18 protein-coding genes and 1 riboswitch are annotated in these 22513 nt (G+C 72.8%); of the genes, 13 read left to right on the forward strand and 5 right to left on the reverse strand.

Annotated features, from left to right (window positions below):
• Nucleotides 1–170 precede the first annotated feature (170 nt).
• The 3 genes from ACFWTE_RS07850 (at nt 171) to ACFWTE_RS07860 (ending at nt 3281) form a co-directional block, all read left to right on the forward strand.
• Nucleotides 171–1775 (forward strand): sensor histidine kinase, encoded by a 1605-nt coding sequence (locus tag ACFWTE_RS07850; RefSeq protein ID WP_378778544.1) that lies wholly within the window; start codon nt 171–173, stop codon nt 1773–1775.
• 100 nt (nt 1776–1875) lie between these two features.
• The gene (locus ACFWTE_RS07855) at nt 1876–2538 is read left to right on the forward strand and encodes a response regulator (RefSeq protein WP_378778545.1); all 663 of its coding nucleotides are present in this window, start codon (nt 1876–1878) and stop codon (nt 2536–2538) included.
• Nucleotides 2539–2615: 77 nt separating this feature from the next.
• Nucleotides 2616–3281 (forward strand): metal-dependent phosphohydrolase, encoded by a 666-nt coding sequence (locus tag ACFWTE_RS07860; RefSeq protein WP_378778546.1) that lies wholly within the window; start codon nt 2616–2618, stop codon nt 3279–3281.
• Nucleotides 3282–3361: 80 nt separating this feature from the next.
• Here the strand turns inward: ACFWTE_RS07860 and ACFWTE_RS07865 are convergent, their stop codons facing one another.
• Nucleotides 3362–3643 carry a DUF4031 domain-containing protein gene (locus ACFWTE_RS07865; RefSeq protein WP_378778547.1) on the reverse strand — a complete coding sequence of 94 codons (282 nt, stop codon included), beginning with the start codon at nt 3641–3643 and terminating at the stop codon, nt 3362–3364.
• Entirely contained in the window at nt 3640–4107 is a 468-nt protein-coding gene (locus tag ACFWTE_RS07870) for an Lrp/AsnC family transcriptional regulator (protein ID WP_378778548.1), read from the reverse strand. The genes ACFWTE_RS07865 and ACFWTE_RS07870 overlap by 4 nt, the downstream gene beginning before the upstream one ends.
• A 201-nt stretch (nt 4108–4308) precedes the next feature.
• Here ACFWTE_RS07870 and ACFWTE_RS07875 point away from each other — a divergent pair, with 201 nt between their 5' ends.
• The 3 genes from ACFWTE_RS07875 to ACFWTE_RS07885 all read left to right on the forward strand — a co-directional run bounded on the left by ACFWTE_RS07875 (nt 4309) and on the right by ACFWTE_RS07885 (nt 8045).
• Complete coding sequence (locus tag ACFWTE_RS07875) at nt 4309–5214, forward strand: tryptophan 2,3-dioxygenase (protein ID WP_378778549.1); 906 nt, start codon at nt 4309–4311, stop codon at nt 5212–5214.
• 42 nt (nt 5215–5256) lie between these two features.
• Nucleotides 5257–6495, forward strand: a complete 1239-nt coding sequence (kynU, locus tag ACFWTE_RS07880) for a kynureninase (protein ID WP_378778550.1) — start codon at nt 5257–5259, stop codon at nt 6493–6495.
• Nucleotides 6496–7190: 695 nt separating this feature from the next.
• Nucleotides 7191–8045, forward strand: a complete 855-nt coding sequence (locus ACFWTE_RS07885) for a hypothetical protein (RefSeq protein ID WP_378778551.1) — start codon at nt 7191–7193, stop codon at nt 8043–8045.
• Nucleotides 8046–8215: 170 nt separating this feature from the next.
• Here the strand turns inward: ACFWTE_RS07885 and ACFWTE_RS07890 are convergent, their stop codons facing one another.
• Nucleotides 8216–9325: a thiamine pyrophosphate-dependent enzyme gene (locus ACFWTE_RS07890; RefSeq protein WP_378778552.1), complete on the reverse strand. Its 1110-nt coding sequence runs from the start codon at nt 9323–9325 to the stop codon at nt 8216–8218.
• Between the two features lie 134 nt (nt 9326–9459).
• Between ACFWTE_RS07890 and ACFWTE_RS07895 the strand changes: the two genes are divergently transcribed.
• The 6 genes from ACFWTE_RS07895 (at nt 9460) to ACFWTE_RS07920 (ending at nt 16036) form a co-directional block, all read left to right on the forward strand.
• On the forward strand, nt 9460–9897 hold the full coding sequence (locus ACFWTE_RS07895; RefSeq protein ID WP_378778553.1) for an Lrp/AsnC family transcriptional regulator: 438 nt from the start codon (nt 9460–9462) through the stop codon (nt 9895–9897).
• A 95-nt stretch (nt 9898–9992) separates the two neighbouring features.
• Nucleotides 9993–10781 (forward strand): PhzF family phenazine biosynthesis protein, encoded by a 789-nt coding sequence (locus ACFWTE_RS07900; protein WP_378778554.1) that lies wholly within the window; start codon nt 9993–9995, stop codon nt 10779–10781.
• Between the two features lie 70 nt (nt 10782–10851).
• Nucleotides 10852–11277, forward strand: coding sequence for a hypothetical protein (locus ACFWTE_RS07905; RefSeq protein WP_378778555.1), 426 nt, complete (start codon nt 10852–10854; stop codon nt 11275–11277).
• A 604-nt stretch (nt 11278–11881) separates the two neighbouring features.
• Nucleotides 11882–13645: an ABC-ATPase domain-containing protein gene (locus ACFWTE_RS07910; protein ID WP_378778556.1), complete on the forward strand. Its 1764-nt coding sequence runs from the start codon at nt 11882–11884 to the stop codon at nt 13643–13645.
• A 331-nt stretch (nt 13646–13976) separates the two neighbouring features.
• Nucleotides 13977–14903, forward strand: coding sequence for a proteasome assembly chaperone family protein (locus ACFWTE_RS07915; protein WP_378778557.1), 927 nt, complete (start codon nt 13977–13979; stop codon nt 14901–14903).
• Nucleotides 14900–16036 (forward strand): quinone-dependent dihydroorotate dehydrogenase, encoded by a 1137-nt coding sequence (locus tag ACFWTE_RS07920; protein ID WP_378778558.1) that lies wholly within the window; start codon nt 14900–14902, stop codon nt 16034–16036. The genes ACFWTE_RS07915 and ACFWTE_RS07920 overlap by 4 nt, the downstream gene beginning before the upstream one ends.
• A gap of 168 nt (nt 16037–16204) precedes the next feature.
• On the opposite strand, the gene ACFWTE_RS07925 is transcribed toward ACFWTE_RS07920, so the two are convergent.
• The gene (locus ACFWTE_RS07925; protein ID WP_378778559.1) at nt 16205–17665 is read right to left on the reverse strand and encodes a polysaccharide deacetylase family protein; all 1461 of its coding nucleotides are present in this window, start codon (nt 17663–17665) and stop codon (nt 16205–16207) included.
• A gap of 328 nt (nt 17666–17993) precedes the next feature.
• The gene (locus tag ACFWTE_RS07930; RefSeq protein WP_378778583.1) at nt 17994–19547 is read right to left on the reverse strand and encodes a polysaccharide deacetylase family protein; all 1554 of its coding nucleotides are present in this window, start codon (nt 19545–19547) and stop codon (nt 17994–17996) included.
• Nucleotides 19548–19805: 258 nt separating this feature from the next.
• Nucleotides 19806–19988: riboswitch (cobalamin riboswitch) on the forward strand.
• 156 nt (nt 19989–20144) lie between these two features.
• Here ACFWTE_RS07930 and metE point away from each other — a divergent pair.
• Nucleotides 20145–22436, forward strand: a complete 2292-nt coding sequence (gene metE, locus ACFWTE_RS07935) for a 5-methyltetrahydropteroyltriglutamate--homocysteine S-methyltransferase (RefSeq protein WP_378778560.1) — start codon at nt 20145–20147, stop codon at nt 22434–22436.
• Nucleotides 22437–22513: the final 77 nt, after the last annotated feature.

Consider the following 22513-nt stretch of genomic DNA (forward strand, 5'->3'; position numbering starts at 1 on the left):
AGGAGAGGACAAAATTCATCCCATGATATGGCCGAAGCTCGTCTCCGCACCCGCTTGCGCGTGCGGAGGACACGGTGCCCGTCAGGTGGGGACACCGACCAGGGCGGGCACGGGGAGGTCCTGACTTTCGATGGTGCCGTCCCGCCGTCCGACTCGGTAGGTTCGCCCCCATGACCTTCTCCGAGCCGCGCGAAGCCGCACGGCGGGCGCTGCGCCCGACGACGGGCTGGTCCACACGGGGCGACGTCCTGCGCGACGCGCTCCTCGGGGCCCTGATCGCCGCCCTGTGCGCGGCGGAGCTCCTGTTCCGCCTGGCCGCGGGGGACCTGTCCTCCTCCGGGGCGGCCGTCACGATGGCGGCCGCGGTCGTGGTGACCGTCCTGGTCGTCGTGCTCAGCCGCCTCTACCCGCTGCTCGCCGTGGTCGTCTCGCTGCTGGCCTCGTTCTGGGTGTACGGCTTCGGTGTCCTGCTGGTCTGCGCCTCCTACCTCGCGGGCCGCCGGTTGCCGGGCACGCGGTGGGCCCTGGTGTTCTTCGGAGCCGGTGCGGCGTCCGCCGCGGTGGCCGTCCCGCTGCTGTGGCCCGACGACAGGGTCGTCTGGGTGACAGCAGCCGTGACCGCGGCCCTCAACATCGCCCTGCCCTGGCTGGTGGGCGTCTACCGGCGCCAGCACCTCGCCCTGGCCGCCGCCGGCTGGGAGCACGCCCGGCAGCTCCAGCGCGAGCACGCGCTGACCGCCGACCGGGCCCGGCTGCGCGAGCGCTCCAGGATCGCCCAGGACATGCACGACTCCCTCGGCCACGAGCTGAGCCTCATCGCCCTGCGCGCGGGAGCCCTGGAGGTCGCTCCCGACCTGGACGGCGAGCACCGCCGCTCGGCGGCCGATCTGCGCTCCACCGCGGTCACGGCCACCCGGCACCTCGGGGAGGTCATCGGCGTGCTGCGCACCGACACGGGCCCTCCGCCGACGGCCCCCGCCGACGAGGGCGTCCCCGCCCTGGTGGAACGGGTCCGCGACTCCGGGATGCGTATCACGCTGGTCCGGGAGGACGGGACCGGTGACCTTCCGCCCATGGTCGACCGCGCGGTCCACAGGATCGTCCAGGAATCGCTGACCAACGCCGCCAAGTACGCCCCGGGCGCCGAGGTGAAGGTGTGGATCACCGCCGACGGGGCGCGCCTGGAGACGCGGGTGGTCAACTCCGCGCCCCCCGCCGGCCGCCGCACGTCCGCCGCGGGCGGCCGGCTCGGACTCATCGGCCTGCGCGAGCGCGTCCGCGTGGTCGGGGGCTCCTTCGCCGCCGGCCCCGTCGGCGGCGGGGGCTGGGAGGTGTGCGCGACCATGCCGCTGCACGGCAGTCCCGGCGCCGGAGCCGAGGAGCCCGACGGCCGGGCCGCCGGGATAGACCAGCTCCAGTCGGCCGCCCGGCGCCGGGTGCGCCGGTGGAACCTGGCCCTGGTCCTCCTGCCGGTCGCGGCGGTCGTCGTGTCGGTCCTCGCCCTGGGGTGGGTCGGGCTCGACGCGGTGGAGCAGGACGACCGGGCACAGGAGTCCTTCGACTCCCTGGACGTCGGGGACAGCCGCGGCGACGTCGAGGGGGCCCTGCCCCCCGTCCCCGGAGGGCCGGACGCGGCTCCGCAGGTGGAGGGCGAGGGCGTCTCGTGCTCCTACCACCGGGGCGCGGACGAACTCCCCACCGGCGGTACGGCCCCCTTCCGGCTGTGCTTCGCCGAGGACCGTCTGCTGACCAAGGAGGAGGTGCCGGTACATTGACCGGGCCCCCGGAAGGCCCCGTCACCGGCGGCCGGGCCGGTGCCGCCGGACCCGGCCGACCCCGCCCGCACGGGCACCGACAGGCGAGGAGGCCACCGACGTGATCAGAGTGCTGCTCGCCGACGACGAGGCGATGATCCGTGCCGGGGTGCGCGCGATCGTGGAAACCGATCCGCGCATCGAGGTGGTCGCGGAGGCCGCCGACGGGCGCGAGGCCGTGGACCTGGCGCTCGCGCACCGGCCCGACGTCGCGCTGCTGGACATCCGCATGCCCAGGATGGACGGGCTCGCCGCGACCGCCGAGATCCGCAGGGTCGCCCCCGCCACCGCCGTGGTCGTCCTCACGACCTTCGGCGAGGACGCCTACATCTCGCGGGCGCTCGGCGACGGCGCCAGCGGTTTCCTCCTCAAGGCGGGCGACCCGCGCGAGCTCATCACGGGGGTGCACGCGGTCGCCGACGGCGGCGCCTACCTGTCCCCGCAGGTGGCCAGACAGGTCATCGCCCGGTTCGGCGGGGGCAGGGCCGCCCGCGAGGCCGAGGCCGTCGCCCGGTTGGAGGGGCTCACCCAGCGGGAGCGCGAGGTCCTGGCCCTGGTGGGCGCGGGGCTCTCCAACGCAGACATCGCCGCACGCCTCTTTCTCGTGGAGGGCACCGTGAAGAGCTACGTGAGTGCCATCCTCGGCCGCCTGGGGATGCGCAACCGGGTCCAGGCGGCCGTCCTCGCCTACGAGGCGGGCATGGTGGACACCTCCGACACGTGAGCCGGACCGGGTGGGGACAGCCGCGGTGGGGAAGACTGGGAGCATCCGAGGGTTCCTAGGCGAACGGTGACGAGACCTTGCCACTGAACGAGGAGGAGGCGGTCCTGCTGGCCGCCTCCTGGCGGCGACTGGCAGGAGGCCGGCCCGAGGCCGTCGCGGTCGGGGCTGAGCTCCTGGACCGATGGAACGAGCCGCACCGCCGGTACCACACGCTCCTGCACCTGTGGGAGACGCTGCGGGCCGTCGACGTCCTCCAGGAGGAGGCGGACGACGCCGACCGGGTCCGCTACGCGGTCTGGTTCCACGACGCGGTGTACGAGGGGCGCCCGGGCCGGGACGAGGAGGACAGCGCGGAGCTCGCCCGGCGTCTGCTGGAGCTGGTCGGTGTGGAGCCCGGGCGGATCAGCGAGGTGGTCCGCCTCGTCGGTGTCACCGCGACGCACCGGCCGCAGGAGGGGGACGCGGACGGCAAGGTCCTCTCCGACGCCGACCTGTCGGTCCTGGCGTCGCCGACCGACGAGTACCTCGCCTACACGGCGGCGATCCGGGCCGAGTACCGCCACATCTGCGACCGGGTGTTCCGTGCGGGGCGGACCAGGGTGCTGCGGTCGCTCCTGGAGGGCCCCCGCGTGTTCCACACGTCGTTCGGCCGTGCGCACTGGGAGGCCAGGGCCCGGGTCAACATGCTCGCCGAACTCGACCGGCTGGCCTCGTCCGCCCCTCCGGGACCCCCGCCCCCCTGAACTGGTCGGCGCGTGCGGCCCCGGGCTGTGCGGCCCCGGCCCCCGGTGCGGGCGGGAGGCGCCCGGGGTCGGGGTGCCGCTCAGGCCGGTCGGCCGATCCGCGGGACCTTGCGCCGCCGCAGCCCCGCCGCGCGCAGCCGGGTGACCAGCTCGCGCCCCGTGACGTGCTCGGCGCCCAGTTCCAGCGCGCGTGCGTGGAGCGGGCCGGGGATGTCGTAGTGGTCGCGGTCGAACGCGCGGGGGTCCACCCCCATCTCGTGGGCGAAGGCGTGCAGTTCCTCGTAGGAGCTGTCGCTGACCATGTGCGCGAACAGCCAGCCGTGCGGTCCGGGCCAGACGGCCGAGTCGATGAGGACGCTCATGAGGTGCGGGGCGCGCTGACGGCCCGCCACGGGACCGGGCTGGACATGACCATGGTGCTGGAGGGGCGGCCGTGTGCGGCGAGTGTGTCGATGACCTCCTCGAAGTGCTCCATGGAGCGGACCGCGACGAGCAGGACGCAGCAGTCGTCGCCGGTCACCCGGTGCACCTGGAGGATCTCGGGCAGTTCGAGCGAGGACTGCTCGCGCAGCAGGCAGTGGGCCCCGAAGCACTCCATGCGGACCAGGGCGGTCACCGGCAGCCCCGCGGCGGCGGGGTCCACGTGCGCGTGGTAGCCGGTGATCACCCCGCGGTCGGTGAGGCGGCGGACGCGGTCGGCGACGGCGGGCGCCGACAGGTTGACCCTGCGGGAGAGCTCGTTGAAGGACAGGCGCCCGTCCCGTTGCAGCTCGGTCAGGATGCGCTGGTCGACGCCGTCCAGCGGAGTTGCCAGTCGTGAGGCCATACTTTGCGTTCCCAAAGTCGGAGATCGTTAACTATGACGAATGTTAGGTCAACGCCCGGCTTGCGTGCTCATCGGCCATTCCTTTCCCGGTGTATCTGTCCGATGATGTGACCTCACGTAGACGGCACCGCGGACCGGGGCGATCCCCTGTACGGCGCGGTGCCCGCGCAGTCGCTCACGCAGTACCGACAAGGGGTCGTCATGCTCTCCACCACCGCCCAGCAGTGTCCGTTCGTTCCGGGTGGGGACGACAGCGGGGCCGAGGCGGCCCGGGCGCGCCGAGCCGAGTCCAACGAGGGGCAGCCCACGCTCTCCTTCGAGAAGAACACCCCCTATGTCGACTACGCCGGGATCGACACCCTGCTCGGCCTCCAGAGGCCGCGTACCACCGAGCCCGCCGAGTCCGCGTTCATCATCGCCACCCAGGTGATGGAGCTGCTGTTCTCCCTCGTCCAGGAGCGGTGGGAGGCGGCCCGCGACGCGCTGGAGGCCGACGACGTGCCCGGCGCGCTGGCGTGGCTGCGCCGGGCGTGCAACGCTCAGGACGTGCTCAACGACTCCTGGGGCCTGCTCGGGGACATGACCCCCACCGAGTTCAACCGGTTCCGGGACTCCTTCGGGGAGGCCTCCGGATTCCAGTCCTACGGCTACCGCAAGCTGGAGTTCCTGATCGGCAACAAGTCGGCCGCGATGATCCGGCCGCACAAGGCCATGCCCGGAGTGGCGAACGAGCTCGCGGACGTGCTGGAGCGCCCCGGCCTCTACGACGCCGCGCTGCGCCTGCTCCACCGCCGCGGCCTCCCGGTTCCCGGCGACCGCGTCGAGCGGGACTGGACGCGGGACTACGAGCCCAGCGCCGGGGTCGAGGCGGCGTGGACGGCCGTCTACGCCGACGACAAGCCCGGAAACGACCTGTTCCTGCTGGCCGAGGCGCTGCTCGACGTCGCGGAGCGGGTGACGCGGTGGCGTCACCGCCACCTCGTCGCCGTCAAGCGCACGATGGGCGCCAAGCCCGGCAGTGGCGGCTCCAACGGCCTCACCTGGCTGTCCCGCAACGCCGAACAGGACGTCTTCCCCGAACTGTGGTCGCTCCGCAGTTCAGTCTGACCACTACGCCGCACCGACAGCACGACCAGGAAGCAGGGACCGATGACGCCCACCACCCGTGAGGACTGCGTCGCGCTCGACGCCGCCGATCCCCTCGCCGCGTTCCGTGAGGAGTTCGTCCTCCCCGAGGGCGTGATCTACCTGGACGGCAACTCCCTGGGGGCGCTGCCGCGCTCCACCCCGGGCCGGGTCGCCGACATGATCGAGCGCGAGTGGGGCCAGGACCTCATCCGCAGCTGGAACGACGCGGGCTGGTGGGACAAGCCGCGCACCCTGGGCGCCAAGATCGCCCCCCTGGTCGGCGCCGCCACCGACGAGGTCGTCGTCGGCGACGGCACCTCCGCCAACCTCTTCAAGGCCGTGATCGCGGCACTGCGGATGTCCGACCGCTCCGTCGTGCTGGGCGAGGCGGGCAACTTCCCCACCGACCTGTACGTGACCGAGGGCGCCGTCGCACTGGCCGGAGCCGTCCAGCGCCGCGTGGACCCCGACGGCCCCGGGCTGGCGCAGGCCCTGGCCGCGGGCGACGTCGCGGTCCTGCTGCTCAGCCACGTGGACTACCGCAGCGGGACCCTGCGCGACATGCCCGGTATCACCCGGCTCGCCCACGAGCACGGGGCCCTGGTGGTGTGGGACCTGTGCCACAGCGTCGGCGCGGTCCCGATGGACCTGTCCGGCAGCGGGGCGGACTTCGCGGTCGGGTGCACGTACAAGTACCTCAACGCCGGTCCGGGCGCCCCCGCGTTCCTGTACGCCGCGCGACGCCACCACGCGGTCGCCGACCAGCCCGTCAGCGGATGGCACGGCCACGCCCGACCGTTCGACTTCTCGGGTGACTACGAGCCCGCACCCGGGGTCTCGCGCTTCCTGAGCGGCTCGCAGCCCCTCGTCGCGGATGCGGCGCTGGAGGCCTCCCTGGACGTGTGGGCCAAGGCGGACCTGACCCAGGTGCGCACCAAGAGCCTGGCGATGACCGACCTCTTCCTCGCCCGCGCCGCGGAGGCGGGGATCTCCTCGATCACCCCGTCCGAGCACGCCCGCCGCGGCAGCCAGGTGGCCCTCGTGCAGCCGGAGGAGGGGGCCGGGTACCCCGTCGTGCAGGCGCTCATCGCGCGCGGCGTGATCGGCGACTTCCGGGCCCCCGACGTCATGCGGTTCGGGTTCACGCCGCTGTACCTGCGCTACACGGACGTGTGGGACGCCGCGACCGCCCTGGTCGAGGTCGTCGGGTCGGGGGAGTGGCGCCAGGAGCGCTTCACCCGGCGAGGCAAGGTCACGTGACCTGTTCCTGGTACTCCGGACGGGCAACCGTCCGGAGTTCTCTTTGCCCCGGGCAGGGATGCGCCCGCCGTCGCTGACCTCTCCACTGGGCCGGCATTGCGTGGCCTTGACCGCGCCGCGCCCGACCCGCGCCGAGCCGTGACACGCCCCGTGACCTGTCGGCCCGTGGGCGGCCCCAATCCCACCTATCCCGCTTCGTGTCAACTCTCGCGAAGATATGACGCGGGCCACGAAGGAGTCCGCCCGACGTCCTCGGAAAAATTCGAGAGCCCCTGTCACCAGGGGTTTTTCGTGTTTCAGGGGGCCTTTTCGAAGACACTGCCCACGGTGGCCGCCTAAACACGCAAAGTCATTTTACCTGGAAGGCTTGCGTGCTTTACTTAAACGTGGGTTAGTGTCCTCGTGATCGCTTCGTTATGAGTTTTTAGCGAGCCGATGCCGAGCCCTTGACCGGCCGCGTGCCGCAAGGGAGTCGAGACCCTCATCGGGAACAGGGCCGCGCGAATCCACGCGCACGTGCCAGCGGACCGCCGAATTCCATCGGCGCCTCCCGTTCCCGCCCGCCACTCGCCGCCAGCGACGCGGGAGATCCCTGACATGACGCCCTCGCGGGGGCGCACCGAGCGTGCCCGCTTGTTCTGGAGCGTCATGCCCACGGTCTTCTCGGCCCTGTCGTCAACCTGGCCCTTAAATTTATGAGCAACGAAACTCCCATTCAGCACGGCGAAGTCAACGCGACCTACTTCTGGGACGACGGTTCCGGCATCAACGGGGACACAGGTGCCCCCGCTGGCGGAGAACCCATGCAGAAGGGGCTGTTCTCCAGTCCCAGCTGGCCGCTCGGCACCGAGGGTTACATCGTCTACGAAGGCGAAGAGCACGAGTTCTTCATCGGTGACCGCGGTCCCGGAGAGCCCTCCACCGACTGCGACGTGCTGCTCGACATCGACGGCAAGACCTTTGCCGACATGATGGGTACGAGCTTCGACGAGAACAGCCTGACCGTCGGTGGCGGCAACGGCCACGCCGAGGTCGAGTACTACATCACCGAGTGGGGCGACGGCAACGGGACCGAGGGTGCCCCGCACCCGTTCCAGGAGCCCGGCAACAAGTGTGAGGACGCCGTCTCCCCCCTCCCCGAGGAGGAGCCCGAGGAAGAGCCCGAGGAGGAGTCCGCGAAGGAGACCTCCGACGACGACGCCGAGCAGGCTGCAGAGGAGGAGCAGGAGCAGGCCGAGGAGGCCGCGGCCGCTGAGGGGCAGGACGACGGTGGCGAGGGCGGCACGACCGCCGAGACCGCCGCGAACGACCTCTCCGGCGCCGAGCTCACCGGTGCGGACGGCGTCATGAGCGGCACGGGTCTGCTGACCCTGGCCATCATCCCGGCGATCCTGATCGCGCTGTTCTTCGCCTGGACCCGTCGCCCGGCCGGCCAGCACGCCGGTTCCGCCGACGGCGAGGGCAACGGCCTGATGGCCGAGAGCAACGGGCGCCACAGCCTGGGCTCCGGCATCAGCGCCCTGTTCGACAGGCTGCGCGGCAACAAGTAACACGCCGGGTGTCCTCCGGGTAGCCCCGGAGGACACCCCGCACATGCGGTTCCCGAAGGGCCGCGGCCGACAGGCCGCGGTCCTTCGCCGTGTCCGGGCCGCGCGTGGGGCGGAGTCCGCGCACCCGGGCCGGGGGTTCGTGTGAGGGGCCCGGAGACGGAAGACGCCCTTCAGACCTCCCGGATCTCGTCGGCCAACTCCCGGCGCCGGCGTTCCAGCAGCGGTGGGATCGTGGAGTAGACGTTCCCGAACAGCGTGTCCGGGCCGGGGCCGTCCTTCCGCGCCATGCGTTCGCGCACGGTGGAGGCGACCCCTTCCGCCTCGGCGGCGAAGGCGGCCAGGGCCCGCTCGGTCTCTCCGCGGTCCCCCAGCAGGCCCTCCTTCCGCAGAAGGGCCTCCGACCGGGCGATCGGGTCGCGCTCGCGCCAGTGCTCGGCCTCCGGCCCGTCCCGGCGGGGCCGGGGCGCGTCCGGGCCGGTGCCGGGATCCCCCGGGTACGCCACCGCCTCCACGACGGCCGGACCGCCCCCCTCCCTGGCCTCCGCCAGGGCCTGGGAGACGACCGCGTACACGGCGGCGGCGTCGTTGCCGTCGACGTGGTACCCCTTCATGCCGTGGCCGACGGACCTGTGCGCAGGCGCGGGGGCGGTCCGACGGTGCAGGGGCACGCTGATCGCCCAGTGGGTGTTCCGCACCAGGAAGACCACGGGGGCGTTCCACACGGCGGCGAAGTCGTAGGCCTCGTGGGCGTCGCCCTCGCTGGTGGCCCCGTCGCCCATCAGCGCGAGGGCGGCCACGTCCCGGCCCCTGCTCCGGGCGGCGTAGGTGAGGCCGACCGCGTGGGAGGCGTTCGTGGCCAGGGGCGTGCACTGCGGCGCGCACCGGTAGCGGTGCGGGTCGTACCCGGGGTGCCAGGCGCCCCGGAAGAGGGTGAGGGTCTCCACCGGGTCGACCCCGTGGGTGACCAGGGCGACGCTGTCGCGGTAGCTGGGGAAGAGCCAGTCCTGTTCCGACAGGGCCAGCACGCCGCCGACCTGGGAGGCCTCCTGCCCCGTCGACGACGGGTACACGGCGAGGCGGCCCTGGCGGGCGAGCGCGCTGGCCTGCTGGTTGAAGCGGCGGCCGATGACCATGGCGCGGTGGAGGTCGGCGAGCCGGGTGCTGCCGGGAGCGGTGAACAACGGGTGTTCCACACGGCGGCCCAGCCGGTCCACGAGACGCACGGGCTCCGCCGGCAGGGGCCGGGGAACCGGACGAGATCGCTCATCGGTGTGCTTCATGTCTTGAATATGCGGTGAATCACCCCATATTGTCGATGTCCCCGGGCTGATGCTGGACGAACTGTTCGGTAGGCCGTCAGAGCGGTACGGATGGTCTCGCGCGTGCTTCGTGTGAGCGCTATGAGGTGAGACACATGGCCGTGCGACTGGACGACACCGACCGCCGCATCATCGCCCTCCTGCGCGACGACGGGCGCATGTCCATCCGCGCGGTCGCGGAGCAGGCCCACATCTCGCGGGCCAACGCCTACTCCCGGCTCGAACGGCTCAGGGACGAGGGGGTCATCCGCGGGTTCACGGCCGTCATCGACCCCGAGAAGTACGGCACGGCCCTGTCCGCGTACGTGTCCGTGCGCATCGAGCAGCACTCCTGGGAGAGGTTCCGCGGCTACCTGCGCGACATCCCGGAGGTCGACCACGCGGCGCTCGTGTCCGGCGACGTCGACCTGCTCCTCCTCGTCCGCGTCACCGATGCGGCCGCGTTGCGCACCTTCGTCCTCGAACGCCTCCAGCGCCTCCCCGAGGTCAAGAGCACACAGACCATGTTCATCCTCGACGAGCCGCCCCTGTGACGCCGCCGTGCGGCCCCCGCCCCCGCCGCGGGGCCCGTTCGGCGGGCGGCCGTTCGCCCCCGACCGGACCCCGGAGCACGCCCTAGCCTGGTCCCATGCCCGAGTACCGCGTCGTCGACGCCTTCACCGACCGGCCCCTGGCCGGGAACCCCGCCGCCGTCCTGGTTCTGGACGACGCCTACCCCGATGCCTGGGCGCAGGGGGTCGCGGCCGAGTTCAACCTGTCCGAGACCGCCTTCGCACGTCCCGTCGACGACCCCGGGGCCGACTACGAACTGCGGTGGTTCACCCCGACCGTGGAGATCGACCTGTGCGGACACGCGACCCTGGCCACCGCGCACGCCCTCACCGAACTCGGTGAGCCCGGCCCCTTCCGCTTCACCACCCGCAGCGGCATCCTCACCGCCACCCGGGAGGAGGGCCTGATCTGGATGGACTTCCCGTCCAAGCCGCCGAGGCCGGTCGAGCCCCCGGCGGGCCTGGCCGAGGTCCTGGGGGCGCAGCCCCTGTGGGTGGGCCTGGGCGGTGCGGACGACCTCCTCGTCGAACTCGCCGACGAGGCCGCCGTCCGGGGACTGGCCCCCGACCTGGCGGCGATCGCCGCACTGCCCTTCCACCTGGTCATCGTCACCGCCAGGGCGGAGGAGGGTCCCGACTTCGTCTCCAGGGTCTTCGCCCCCGCCGTCGGGGTGCCCGAGGACCCGGTGACCGGCAGGGCCCACACGGTCCTCACCCCGTTCTGGGCCGAACGGCTGGGGAGGGCGGAGCTGTCCGCCCACCAGGCCTCCGCGCGCGGCGGCGACCTTCTGCTGAAGGACCGGGGCGACCGGGTGCTGATCGGCGGTGAGGCCGTGTCGGTCGCCACCGGTACCCTGCACCTTTAGAGCCCACCCGCCGAGGGGCGGTGACGGGGCTCGCCGGGCCCCGGGGACGGGCAGTCGGGAGGAGCGACCCATGGAGAAGTGGGCCACGAAGGAAGAGATCATCGCCGTCCGGGAACGGCTTGAGGCCGCCGACCCGCGTTGGCGGCGTCCCGCCGCCTACGCCGTCGGCGTCATCCGCGACGGCAGGACCGAGTTCACCCTGACCAACCGGGGCGGCAACTACCTTCCGGCGGTGATCCTGGCCAGGGTGGCCGGCCACTCCTCCGGCAGCGCCGCCTACCCCCTGTCCGTCGAGCAGCTGGAGACGGCGGAGGCCGAGCTGGCCCCGGCCGAGGCGTGCGCGGACTTCGACCACCCCAACCTGCGCCACTGGAGGGACCTCATCGCCGAGGTCACCGGGAAGGGCGGCCAACTGATCGCGGTGTTCCTGGGGGACCTGGCCGACGAGCCCGTCGACGAGCACGACCGGGCCCTGCGCTCTGCGCTGGACGCGTAGCTCCTGACCTGGAGCGACCCCGGGCCGCAGCGGCCGGGGGGCGCGCCGGCGAGTGCCGCCCGGGCGTGCGGGGCCGTCGAAGGGGAACTCGGGGCCGACGGAATCACGGTTTCCCCCGCGCGGCATCCGGACTTCCGGTAGAACTGAACGCGAGGCACCTCCCCACCCCTCCCGGGGAGGTGCCCGCCACACCCCGTCCCGGGACACCCCCTTGGTACCGGGAAGCCGTGTGGAGCCCCCCGAGAGATCGGTCCCGGCGCCCCCCGGGGCCGATCTCTCCAGGGAGAGGGCCCCTGCGAGCGGTCCGCGCGCAGACGCGGTTCGCCGCGTTCGCCCGGCGGTACACGGCCGACCCGGTCCGGGTCCGGGTCGTCACGGCGGTCATCGACGGAGTCCTGCCGCACAGCCCGCTCGGCGACGCCAAGCCCACCGCCGACGAGTTCGAGGCCCTCCCCACCGACGTGCCCCAGGCCCCCGGACGCGGCCCCGTAGCCGCTGGAGCCCCTCCGGACTGCGTGAACGCGGTTGTCCACAGGCCCTCTGCGAGGTTCTCCGGAAAGATCTAACCTGTCCCGGAGGATCATCCGAAACCAGGGGGACACTGATGGCGGAACGGTACGGGGGCGGCGGCCAGGGGCGCCGGTACGGCGGGGGCGGCGGCCGCGGGGGCGGGCGCGCACCCGAGCCCGAGCCCGTCCGGGGGGTGCGCGACGAGGCCAGGCTCTCGTCGGAGCTCCTCCGGATGGACGGCGCCTCCTACGGGCGCTACAAGTCCCTGCGGGGGGACTGGGACTTCGGCGACTTCACCCTGACCGTGCAGCGCGTCCAGTCCGACCCGTTCGCGCCGCCCTCGCGCGTGCGCGTGCTCGTACCGGACGCGGGCGTCCCCGAGAGCGCGTGGGGCGACCCGGTGCGCCGCCGCGCCACCGCCGACTACCTGGGGCGCCGCGCCCGCAGACTGCTCCGGGGGTCACTGCTCAAGATCGACACCGGGGGCCAGGAGGTCATCGAACGCTCCTCCTGCCGCCTCACCGACGGTGGCGTCGAGTTGGACATCGGCATCGACCTGCCGGGCCACGGCCGCCGTATCGACGGCCGCACCGCCGAACGTGAGCTGTGCCGGACCCTGCCCTCGCTGGTCGACGACCTCGACTGGGAGGAGGTCGACACCGCCGAGGCCGTGGCCTTCGCGGACAGCGTCGCCGACACGGTCGCGCTGCGCGACCAGCTGGAGGGCGGGGGACTGGTCGCCTTCGTCGCCGACGGTGCGGTCCTTCCGCGCCTCAGCGGCGTCAGCGACCAGCCCATGTCGGACGGCGCGGTGCCCTTCGAGTCCCCGCCGAGCCTGAGGGTCAGTGTCGACCTGCCGCACCGGGGCACCGTGAGCGGGATGGGAGTGCCGGAGGGCATCACGCTCATCGTCGGCGGAGGCTTCCACGGCAAGTCCACCCTGCTGCACGCGTTGGAGCGCGGGGTCTACGACCACCTACCCGGGGACGGCCGCGAGCTGGTGGTGACGCGGGACGACGCCGTCAAGATCCGTGCGGAGGAGGGACGGCGTGTCGAACGCGTCGACGTGAGCCCGTTCGTACGCAACCTCCCCACCGGTGCGGACACGAGCGACTTCCGCACCGAGAACGCCTCGGGCTCCACCTCCCAGGCCGCCAACATCTGCGAGGCCGTGGAGGCCGGGTCCCGCACGCTTTTGGTCGACGAGGACTCCACGGCCACCAACCTGATGATCCGTGACGAGCGCATGCAGGCGCTCGTCCACGGTGACCGCGAGCCGCTCGTGCCGTTCATCGACCTCGTCCGGCCCCTGCACCGGGACCACGGGGTGTCCACGGTCCTGGTCATGGGCGGCAGCGGCGACTACTTCGACGTCGCCGACCAGGTGATCCTGCTGGACGCCTACCACCCGCACGACGTCACCGAACGGGCGTCCGAGCTGGCCCGCGAGCGCACCGACGCCGACTTCGGGGCGCCGCGCGCCCGGGTGGTCGACCCCGGCTCGGTGGACGACAGCACCACGCGGGGCAGGGGCAGGATCAAGCGCCGCGACATGGACGTGCTGGTGTTCGGTGAGAGCGACGTCGACGTGCGGTCCGTGGAGCAGTTCGTCGACCCGGGCCAGATCGTCGGTGCGGGGCTCGCCCTGCGCCAACTCGTGGCCGGCCGCCACGTGGACGGAGCGCGCACCCTGGCCGAGGCGCTCGACTCCCTGGAGGAGGCCCTGGCCGTGAAGGGTGTCACCCTGCTCGGTGACGACTTCGGGGGAGACTACGTCCTGCCGCGCCGGTTCGAGGTCGCCGCCGTCCTCAACAGGCTGCGTACTCTCCGGGTCGCCGACCAGCGCCGGACCGGGTGAGGACGCCGGCGTCCCGGGCGGTTTCGGCGCGGTCGGACGGTGGTCTTCGGCTTCCGCACCGGCGCGGGCACCACGGGCAGGGTGGCAGGGTGGACGCGGGGCGTTCTCCCGAGGCAGGCCCGAGGGGCCGCCGCCACGGGCCGGTGCGGTGGGCGGGTGTGACAGGTGTCCCATGGCAGGCCTGAGGGGGGATCCGGTCGGTATTGTGGGAAAGCAGGGCACAGCCTCCCGAGAGGTGCGACGCCGGGCCCTCCCCGGTCGTGCCCCGGCGGTTGGACCGCCGTGAGGACCCAGCCCTGCGAATCCGACCATTTCTGGAGAAGAGAACCCGGTGCGTGATCCCGCAGACCTGTACGAACTCCATCCCGGCTTCGACGACATCGCCGGGCTGGCGATGCTGGTCTGTCTGGACGGCTTCGTGGACGCCGGACACGCCGGGCGCCAGGTGGCCGCGGCCCTGTTCGACCGCTTCGACGCCGAGGAGGTCGCGACGTTCGACACCGACCGGCTCGTGGACTACCGGTCCCGACGGCCGTCGATGACCTTCGTCGAGAACACCTGGACCGACTACGAGCCGCCCAAGCTCGCCCTGTACCGGATGCACGACGAGGAGAACGCGCCCTTCCTGGTCCTGCACGGCCTTGAGCCGGACCGCGAGTGGGAGGCCTTCGCCGCCGCCGTCGTCGAGCTGGTCGAGCGGTTCTCCGTGTCGCTGTCCATCAGCACGCACGGCGTGCCCATGGCGGTGCCGCACACCCGTCCGGTCACGGTCACCCCGCATGCCACCCGCCCGGAGCTGGTGGAGGGCCACACCCCGTGGATCGGCCGGATCGAGGTGCCCGCCAGCGCCACGGCGCTGCTGGAGTACCGCCTGGGGGAGGGCGGCCACGACTTCGTCGGCTACGCCGTCCACGTCCCCAGCTACCTGGCCCAGTCCCAGTACCCGCGGGCCGCCATCGCCGCCGCCGGGTACGTGGCGGGGGCGACCGGACTGGCGCTGCCCACCAGCGGGCTGGAGGAGGTCGCCGGGGCGACCGACGTCGACATCGCCGAGCAGATCGCGGCTTCTGAGGAGGTCCAGCGTGTCGTGGCCAACCTGGAGCGCCAGTACGACGACATCATGTCCTCACGGACCGACCCCGAGGAACGCCCCACCCTCCCGCTGGCCGACGACGAGGCCGAACTGCCCACCGCCGACGAGCTCGGCGCGGAACTCGAACGCTACCTCGCCGAGCGCGAGGGCGACGGAAACGGATGACCGTGTTCTACCAGATTGTCTTCCGCTCGGTCCTGCGCCACATGGACGCGGAGAAGGTGCACCGGATGAGCTTCGCCGCGCTGCGCGGCGTGACCGCGATCCCCGGAGTGGCCCCGGCCATGGAGAAGGTGCTCGGGCCGCGTGAGCCGGAGCTGACCGTGCGCGCCCTGGGACGGGAGTTTCCCGGGCCGCTGGGCATGGCCGCGGGCTTCGACAAGAACGCGGAGAGCCCGTCCGGGCTGGCCGCGCTCGGCTTCGGGTTCGTCGAGATCGGCACGGTCACCGCCCAGCCGCAGCCGGGCAACCCCGCCCCGCGCCTGTTCCGGCTCGTCGGGGACCGGGCGATCGTCAACAGGATGGGGTTCAACAACGAGGGCTCCGCCCTGGTCGCCGAACGCCTGCACCACCAGCGCGGCGGACGCCGCCCCGTGCTCGGCGTGAACATCGGCAAGACCAAGGTGACGGCCGAGGCGGACGCCCCCGCCGACTACGCCCTCAGCGCCCGGCGCCTGGCCCGGTACGCCGACTACCTGGTGGTCAACGTCAGCTCCCCCAACACCCCGGGGCTGCGCAACCTCCAGGGCGTGGAGCAGCTGCGGCCCCTGCTCGCCGCCGTCCGCGAGGCGCTCACCGAGGCCGGTCACCCGACCCTGCCCCTGCTGGTGAAGATCGCCCCCGACCTGGCCGACGCGGACGTCGACGCGGTCGCCGACCTCGCCCTTGCCGAGGGGCTGGACGGCATCATCGCCACCAACACCACCATCTCCCGCGAGGGGTTGGCCGCCTCCGCCGACGAGGTGGAGGCGGCCGGTGCGGGCGGTCTGTCCGGAGCCCCGCTCCGGGAGCGGTCGCTGGAGGTGCTGCGCCGCCTCCGCTCCCGCGTGGGCGACCGCGTCACCCTGGTCGCCGTCGGCGGTATCGAGACCCCCGAGGACGCGTGGGCGCGTATCCGCGCCGGGGCGACCCTCGTGCAGGGCTACACGGGCCTGATCTATGGAGGCCCCCTCTGGCCGCGCCGCATCCACCGCGGCCTGGCCAGGCTGGTCCGCCGGGCCGGGTACAACTCGGTCGGCGAGGCGGTCGGCGCCGACGTCCCCGACACCGGCCGGGCCCCGGAGACCGCCGCCGTCTGACGCCCGTCCCGCCCGGGGCCGGTGACCCTCCGGGCGGATTCCAGGGTTCCCGGCCCCGCGGCGTGCCTGGGGTGCCCAGGGCCCGCTCCCGGGGTGCCGCGGTCCGGGGTACCCCGCCGGGCACGGCCGGTACCGGCCGGTACCGGCCACCGTTCCTCCGCCGGCCGCCTACCGGTACTCGGGTACGGTGATGCCCTCGGCGGGGTAGGACTCGCCGGGCTCGGGGTCGCCGACCACCTGGCTGACGGTCGCGAACTCGTAGCCCTCCTCCCGCAGCCGATCGATGAGCTGCGGGGTCGCGGCGAGGGTCGGCGCGAGCGTGTCGTGCATGAGCACCACCGAACCGGGGCCGACGTCGCCCATGACGCCGTCGACGATCTCCTCCGGGGACAGGCCCGTCCAGTCCTGGCTGTCCAGGTTCCACAGGACCTGGGCCATGCCCTGGCGGCCGATCTCCTCGACCACCGGTCCCGAGGTGTCGCCGAAGGGCGGCCGGAACAGGTCGACGTCCTGGCCCGTCTGCCGTCGGACCATCGCGCTGACCGCCGCGACCTGCCCGGGGAGGTCGTCCTCGTCGAAGTACTTCGTCATGTGCTCGTGGAGGTCGTTGTGGCTGGCGATCTCGTGCCCCTCGGCGTAGGTGCGCCGCAGCACGCCCGGCCGGGTCAGCGTCGGGTCGCCGTTGAGGAAGAACGTCGCCGCCACCTCCTCCTCGGCCAACAGGTCCAGGAGCGCCGGGGTCCCCTCGGCGGGGCCGTCGTCGTAGGTCAGTGCGACGCACCTGACCTCCGGGGCCCGGCAGTCCAGGTCCGGGTCGCCGGCGGCGACCACCCCCGGGGCCGGCGGGACGGACTCCGCCTCGGTGGCGGGAGGGTCGACGGCCAGCACGGGCTCTTCCACCGCCGACGCCGCCCGGGCGCGCTCGCCCAGGTCGGACAGGAGCGGAGCCGCCTCCTCGGACGGCACCACCGCGACGATCCTGCCCGGCTCCGACGTGGGCGGGTGGCCGACCACGATCGGGGACAGGTGCCCGTCGTCGAACTCCACCAGCAGGTCGCCGTCGGCGTTGAACCCCATCGAGTCGTACGTGCGCATCACGGGGTGCAACCCCTCCGGGTCCACGTCCTCGTCGCCGGCCAGCTTCTCGCGCACGATCCCGTCGAGTGCCCCCAGGGCGGTGTGGTCGGCCAGCAGTTCCGTCGCGTACGCGGTGTGCCCGGTCTCCGAGTCATACCAGTACGTCCCGTATCCCCGGCGCTGACCGTGCAGGTCCTCCTCGGTGCGCACCAGGCGCACACCCAGGACCCCGTTCCCGGCGGCCACGACCTCCCAGCCGATCGCCAGGCGCACGGGGTCGCGGCTGGCCCCCCGGAAGTCCCGTACCTCGCGGTCGACCTGCTCGGCCAGACCCGCGGCGAACGCGTCGGCACCCTCGAAGGTGGGGTAGGCGATGTCGAGGTCCACGCCGTCGGGCTGGTGGGGGTGGTCCCCGAAGTCGCCGGCGTCACCTGTCCACTCGGAGACCTCCTCACCGGCCTCGTCCAGTAGCACGGTCATCAGCTCCGGGTCCGCACCCCCCGCGGCTCCGCCGGTGCCGCAGGCGGCCAACGGCAGGAACAGTGCCGCCACCGCCGAGCCCGTCCGACGCGGACCGCGCCGAGCGGTCACCCCGCGCACACGTGGCCAGAGGACCGGGCCAGGACCCCGGCGGGACTCGGCCTGGCCAGGACGAACTCGGCTCGACGACAACACCGGTCTCCCTCATCCCTGGGCGGGTGCTCACGTGGTTGATGGCAGCAACATAGGGGACGCCGTCCGTGCGCCTGTGGCGGTGACCACATGTGGTCACCGCCACAGGGCGGGTCGTGGTCCGTATTCGACCCGCACCCGCCCGAAGCGTCCCGGGACGCCCGTTCCCCACCGCCGTCCCGGGGCTCACAGGAGTTGCGGCGCGGGGTCAGACCGTCTCGTCGCCGGTGCCCGCCCCGCCCTCCCCGTCCGTCGGGGCGGGCGGTTCGGGGGCTCCGTCGACGTAGGTCTCGCCCGGCGTCGTCGTGCCGAGGAGCTGGGTGACGGTGACCATCGTGTAACCGCTCGCGTCGAGTTCGCGGATGATCGTGCGGGAGGCGTCGATCGTCGTGCCGTGGATGTCGTGCATGAGGATGATCGCCCCGGGGGAGGCACCGTCCACGGCCCGGTCGGCGACCACGGACGCCTTCCGGTCCTTCCAGTCGTTGGTGTCGATGCTCCACAGGATCTGGGCCAGGCCCAGATCCGCGGTCACCGACGCGACCTCCTCGTCGGTGGACCCGTAGGGGGGCCTCATGAGGTCCATGGTGTAGCCGGTCTCGCGGTACACCAGGGCCTGCACGATGTCGAGGTCCGAGCGGATCCCGCCCGCGCCCAGACCTGCCAGGTCGGGGTGGTTGAGGGTGTGGTTGGCCAGCTCGTGGCCCTCCGCGTAGGTACGCCTCACGGTCCGCGGATCCTCCATCACCGGGTGGCCGGTGACGAAGAACGTGGCACGGGCGTCGTACTCGGCGAGCATGTCCAGCAGTTCGGGGGTGCGCCCGCCGGGGCCGTCGTCGTAGGTCAGGGCCACGCACTTGGTGTCGGGATCGGAGCAGTCGACGTCTTCGTCCACGGCCGACACCGTCCCGGGCGGGGTCGGCTCCCGGCCGTCCTCGACCGCCTCGGGCGGATCGGCGACGGCGAAGTCGCGGACCCCCCGGGTCGCGGCGTGCGACGCGCGCTCACCGAGGTCGGATAGGAGGGGGCCGGACTCCGAGGCGTCGACGACCGCGTGGGTCCGGCCCTCGCCGACGGGGGAGACCTGTCCGGCGTCGAACTCCACGACGAGGTCGCCGTCGGGGTTGAACCCCACGGAGTCGTACAGCGAGCTGATCGGGTGGACGGCGTCCGGTGCGGCGGCCTCGGGGAGGGCGTCCCGCACCAGGCCGTTCAGCTCCTCCAGCTCCTCCTGCCCTGCGACCAGGGCTGTGGAGGGGTGGGTGGTGCCGGTCAGGGAGTCGTACCAGTAGGTGGTGTACCCCTCCCGGGTTCCCTCGGAGTCGGTCTCCTCACGGGTCACCCGTACCCCGACGATGTCGTCGTTGGCCGCCGTCAGGTTCCATGCGGACTCGAAGGAGACCGCGCCGGGGTTGGCCGTCTCGAAGGCGTCCACCTCGGCGGAGAGTTCGCGCTCCAGGAAGTCGCTCAGCGGGTCGGCGTTGGGGACGACCGGGTAGGCGACCTCCGTGGCCACGCCGCCCTCGCGGTCGAGGCCGGACTCGGTCAGGTCCACCACGTCGCCGGGATCCACCACGGTTAGCCCGTCTGGTTCGCCGGTCGCGGGCAGGTGTTCGTCGGGTTCGCCGTCATCGGCGGCGGGGAAGGCGTCGCCCACGTGTTCGGGGGCGAGGGCGCCGCGGGGGGCGGCGGCGGGCCAGACCAGCCCCGCGACGACCGCCAACGCGACCGCGATCGTGAACAGGGGGCGATCGGGGGCCATGGTCGGATGGGACTGCTTGTTCACCAGGGGTTCTCCACGTTCATCTACAGACGAACGTTCGCGGGGAGCACAGGGGAGGACTCGGCCGCGCAACGCTTCATTTCGGGTGTGACGTCGGCCGCGTAGCGGGGGTTCACGCTGTTTGCGGCCGGGGGCACAGGGCTGCACGCCGGGTACAGGGGCGGAGGGGGTGCTCCCTATACTTGCAGGCGTGGAAGGTACATGTTCCACCCCAGAGCCCGGGCCCCGCCCGGAAGGGGAGGGGCGTGTCGCAAGAGGGAACCCGGTGTGACTCCGGGACTGCCCCGCAGCGGTATGAGGGAACGAACGTCGCCATAAGCACTGGTAATCCGGTCGGTAATGTCGGAAACCGGGAAGCGGTGGCCAGTAGGAGGACGGTGTCGGCACCGTCCGCGCCCTCGAGTCCGAAGACCTGCCTCCGCCCGGCGGCGCACCCGTGCCGCCGGTGGTCCCGTGCCCCGAGGGAGGGCCGAGGAGCGGCAGCAGGTGCACACGCCCGCGGTGTGGCCTCCGGCATGCCCGCGTCCTCGCTCGCCTCGCGGCCGGTACCCGGCTTTCGACGAGGGAGAGAAGCTCATGTCCTACACCTCCGGGGCCTCCCGGCCCTCCGTGCGCTCCACCGTGCACGGATACCCGAGGATCGGCCCGAACCGCGAGCTCAAGCGCGCCAGTGAGTCGTACTGGAAGGGCGGGACGACCGCGGACGAGCTGGACGGCATCGCCGCCGACCTGCGCAGGGGCGTCTACGCCCAGCTGCGCGAGGCGGGTGTCGACGACATCCCGTCCAACACGTTCTCCTACTACGACCACGTCCTGGACACCGCTGTCCTGTTCGACCTGGTGCCCTCCCGGTTCACCTCTCCGGCCGCCGCCGGCGACCGCGACGAGGAGCTGCGCCGCTACTTCGCGCTCGCCCGCGGCGAGCAGGGCGCTCCGCCGCTGGAGATGACCAAGTGGTTCGACACCAACTACCACTACCTGGTCCCCGAGCTGTCGCCGAGCACCCGCCCCCGCCTGGTCGGCGACAAGCCCGTCGCCGAGTTCCGCGAGGCCTCCGAGGCCGGCTTTTCGACCCGTCCGGTCCTGGTCGGCCCGCTCACCTTCCTCCTGCTGGCCAAGGCCGCCGACGACGCCCCCGAGGGATGGAGGCCCATCGAGCTGCTCGACCAGCTCCTGGACGCCTACGCCCAGCTCCTCGCGGACCTCGCGTCCGCGGGCGCCACCGAGGTGCAGGTGGACGAGCCGATCCTGGCCACCGACGAGGGGCGCGCCGCCGTCGGCCTCCTGGAGCGCGCCTACCAGCGCCTGGGCTCCCTCACCGAGCGCCCCTCCCTCCTGGTCTCGACCTACTTCGGTTCCATCGGAGCCGCCGCCCTGCGCGTCCTGAAGGACTCTCCGGTCGAGGCCGTCGGCCTGGACCTGGTCACCGACGGCGAGGGCATCGACGACCTGGTGAAGGTCTCCGGGCTGGGCGGCACCCGTCTGGTCGCCGGGGTGGTGGAGGGCCGCAACGTCTGGCGCACCGACGTCCCCGCCGCCGTGGCCACGCTCGGTACCCTGCTCGCCCTCACGGACGAGCTCACCGTGAGCACGTCCTGCTCGCTCCTGCACGTGCCGATCGACCTGGACGCGGAGACCTCCCTCGCCCCCGAGCTGCGCGAGGCGCTGGCCTTCGCCAAGCAGAAGGCGCAGGAGACGGCACTCCTCGGCCGCGTCCTCTCCGAGGGGGCGGAGGCCGAGTACACGGGTGGCGGCGCCGGCGGCAACCCCGCCTTCACCGACGCGCGCGTGCGCGCCCGCCTGGCCGCCCTGGGCCCGGACGCCTACGAGCGCCCCCAGAACCGCGGCACCCCCGTGGACACCCCGCTGACGACGACCACCATCGGGTCGTTCCCGCAGACCGCGGAGCTGCGCCGTGCCCGCGCCGCGCACCGCCGCGGCGAGCTCGCGGAGGAGGCCTACAAGCAGATCCTCCGTGAGGAGATCGACCGGGTCGTCGCCCTCCAGGAGGAGATCGGCCTCGACGTGCTCGTGCACGGCGAGCCCGAGCGCAACGACATGGTCCAGTACTTCGCCGAGCAGCTGGAGGGTTACGCCACCACCGGGAACGGTTGGGTGCAGTCCTACGGTTCGCGGTGCGTGCGTCCGCCGATCCTGTTCGGCGACGTCTCGCGCCCCGAGCCGATGACCGTCGAGTGGATCACCTACGCCCAGTCGCGTACCGACAAGCCGGTGAAGGGCATGCTGACCGGCCCCGTGACCATGCTCGCCTGGTCGTTCGTGCGCACCGACCAGCCGCTCGGGGAGACCGCCCGCCAGGTGGGTCTGGCTCTGCGCGACGAGGTCGCCGACCTGGAGCGCGCCGGTATCCGCCACATCCAGGTGGACGAGGCGGCCCTGCGCGAGCTCCTGCCGCTGCGGGAGGAGCGACGCGGGGCGTACCTGGACTGGGCGGTGAACTCCTTCCGCCTGGCCACGTCCGGTGTGTCCCCGTCCACGACGATCCACACGCACATGTGCTACTCGGAGTTCGGTCTGATCGTCGGGGGGATCGAGGCGCTGGACGCCGACGTGACCAGTGTCGAGGCCGCCCGTTCCCGTATGGAGCTGGTGGAGGACCTGGGCCGCCGCGGCTACAAGCGGGGGATCGGACCCGGCGTGTACGACATCCACTCCCCGCGTGTGCCGTCGGTGGAGGAGATCGAGGGCTCGCTGCGGCTGGCCGTCGCGCACATCGACGCCGGGAACCTGTGGGTCAACCCCGACTGCGGTCTGAAGACGCGCGGTTACGCCGAGGCGGAGCAGGCCCTGCGCAACATGGTGGAGGCGGCCCGCCGGGTGCGCGCCGACCTGCCGGGCGCCCGCTAGAGGAGCCCTCCGGGGCCTTCCGCCTCCGCGCCGGGGCGCGGTAAGCGGAGAGGGGCCGCGGCGAAAGCCGCGACCCC

The organism is Nocardiopsis sp. NPDC058631, from assembly GCF_042716955.1.
Lineage (GTDB): Bacteria > Actinomycetota > Actinomycetes > Streptosporangiales > Streptosporangiaceae > Nocardiopsis.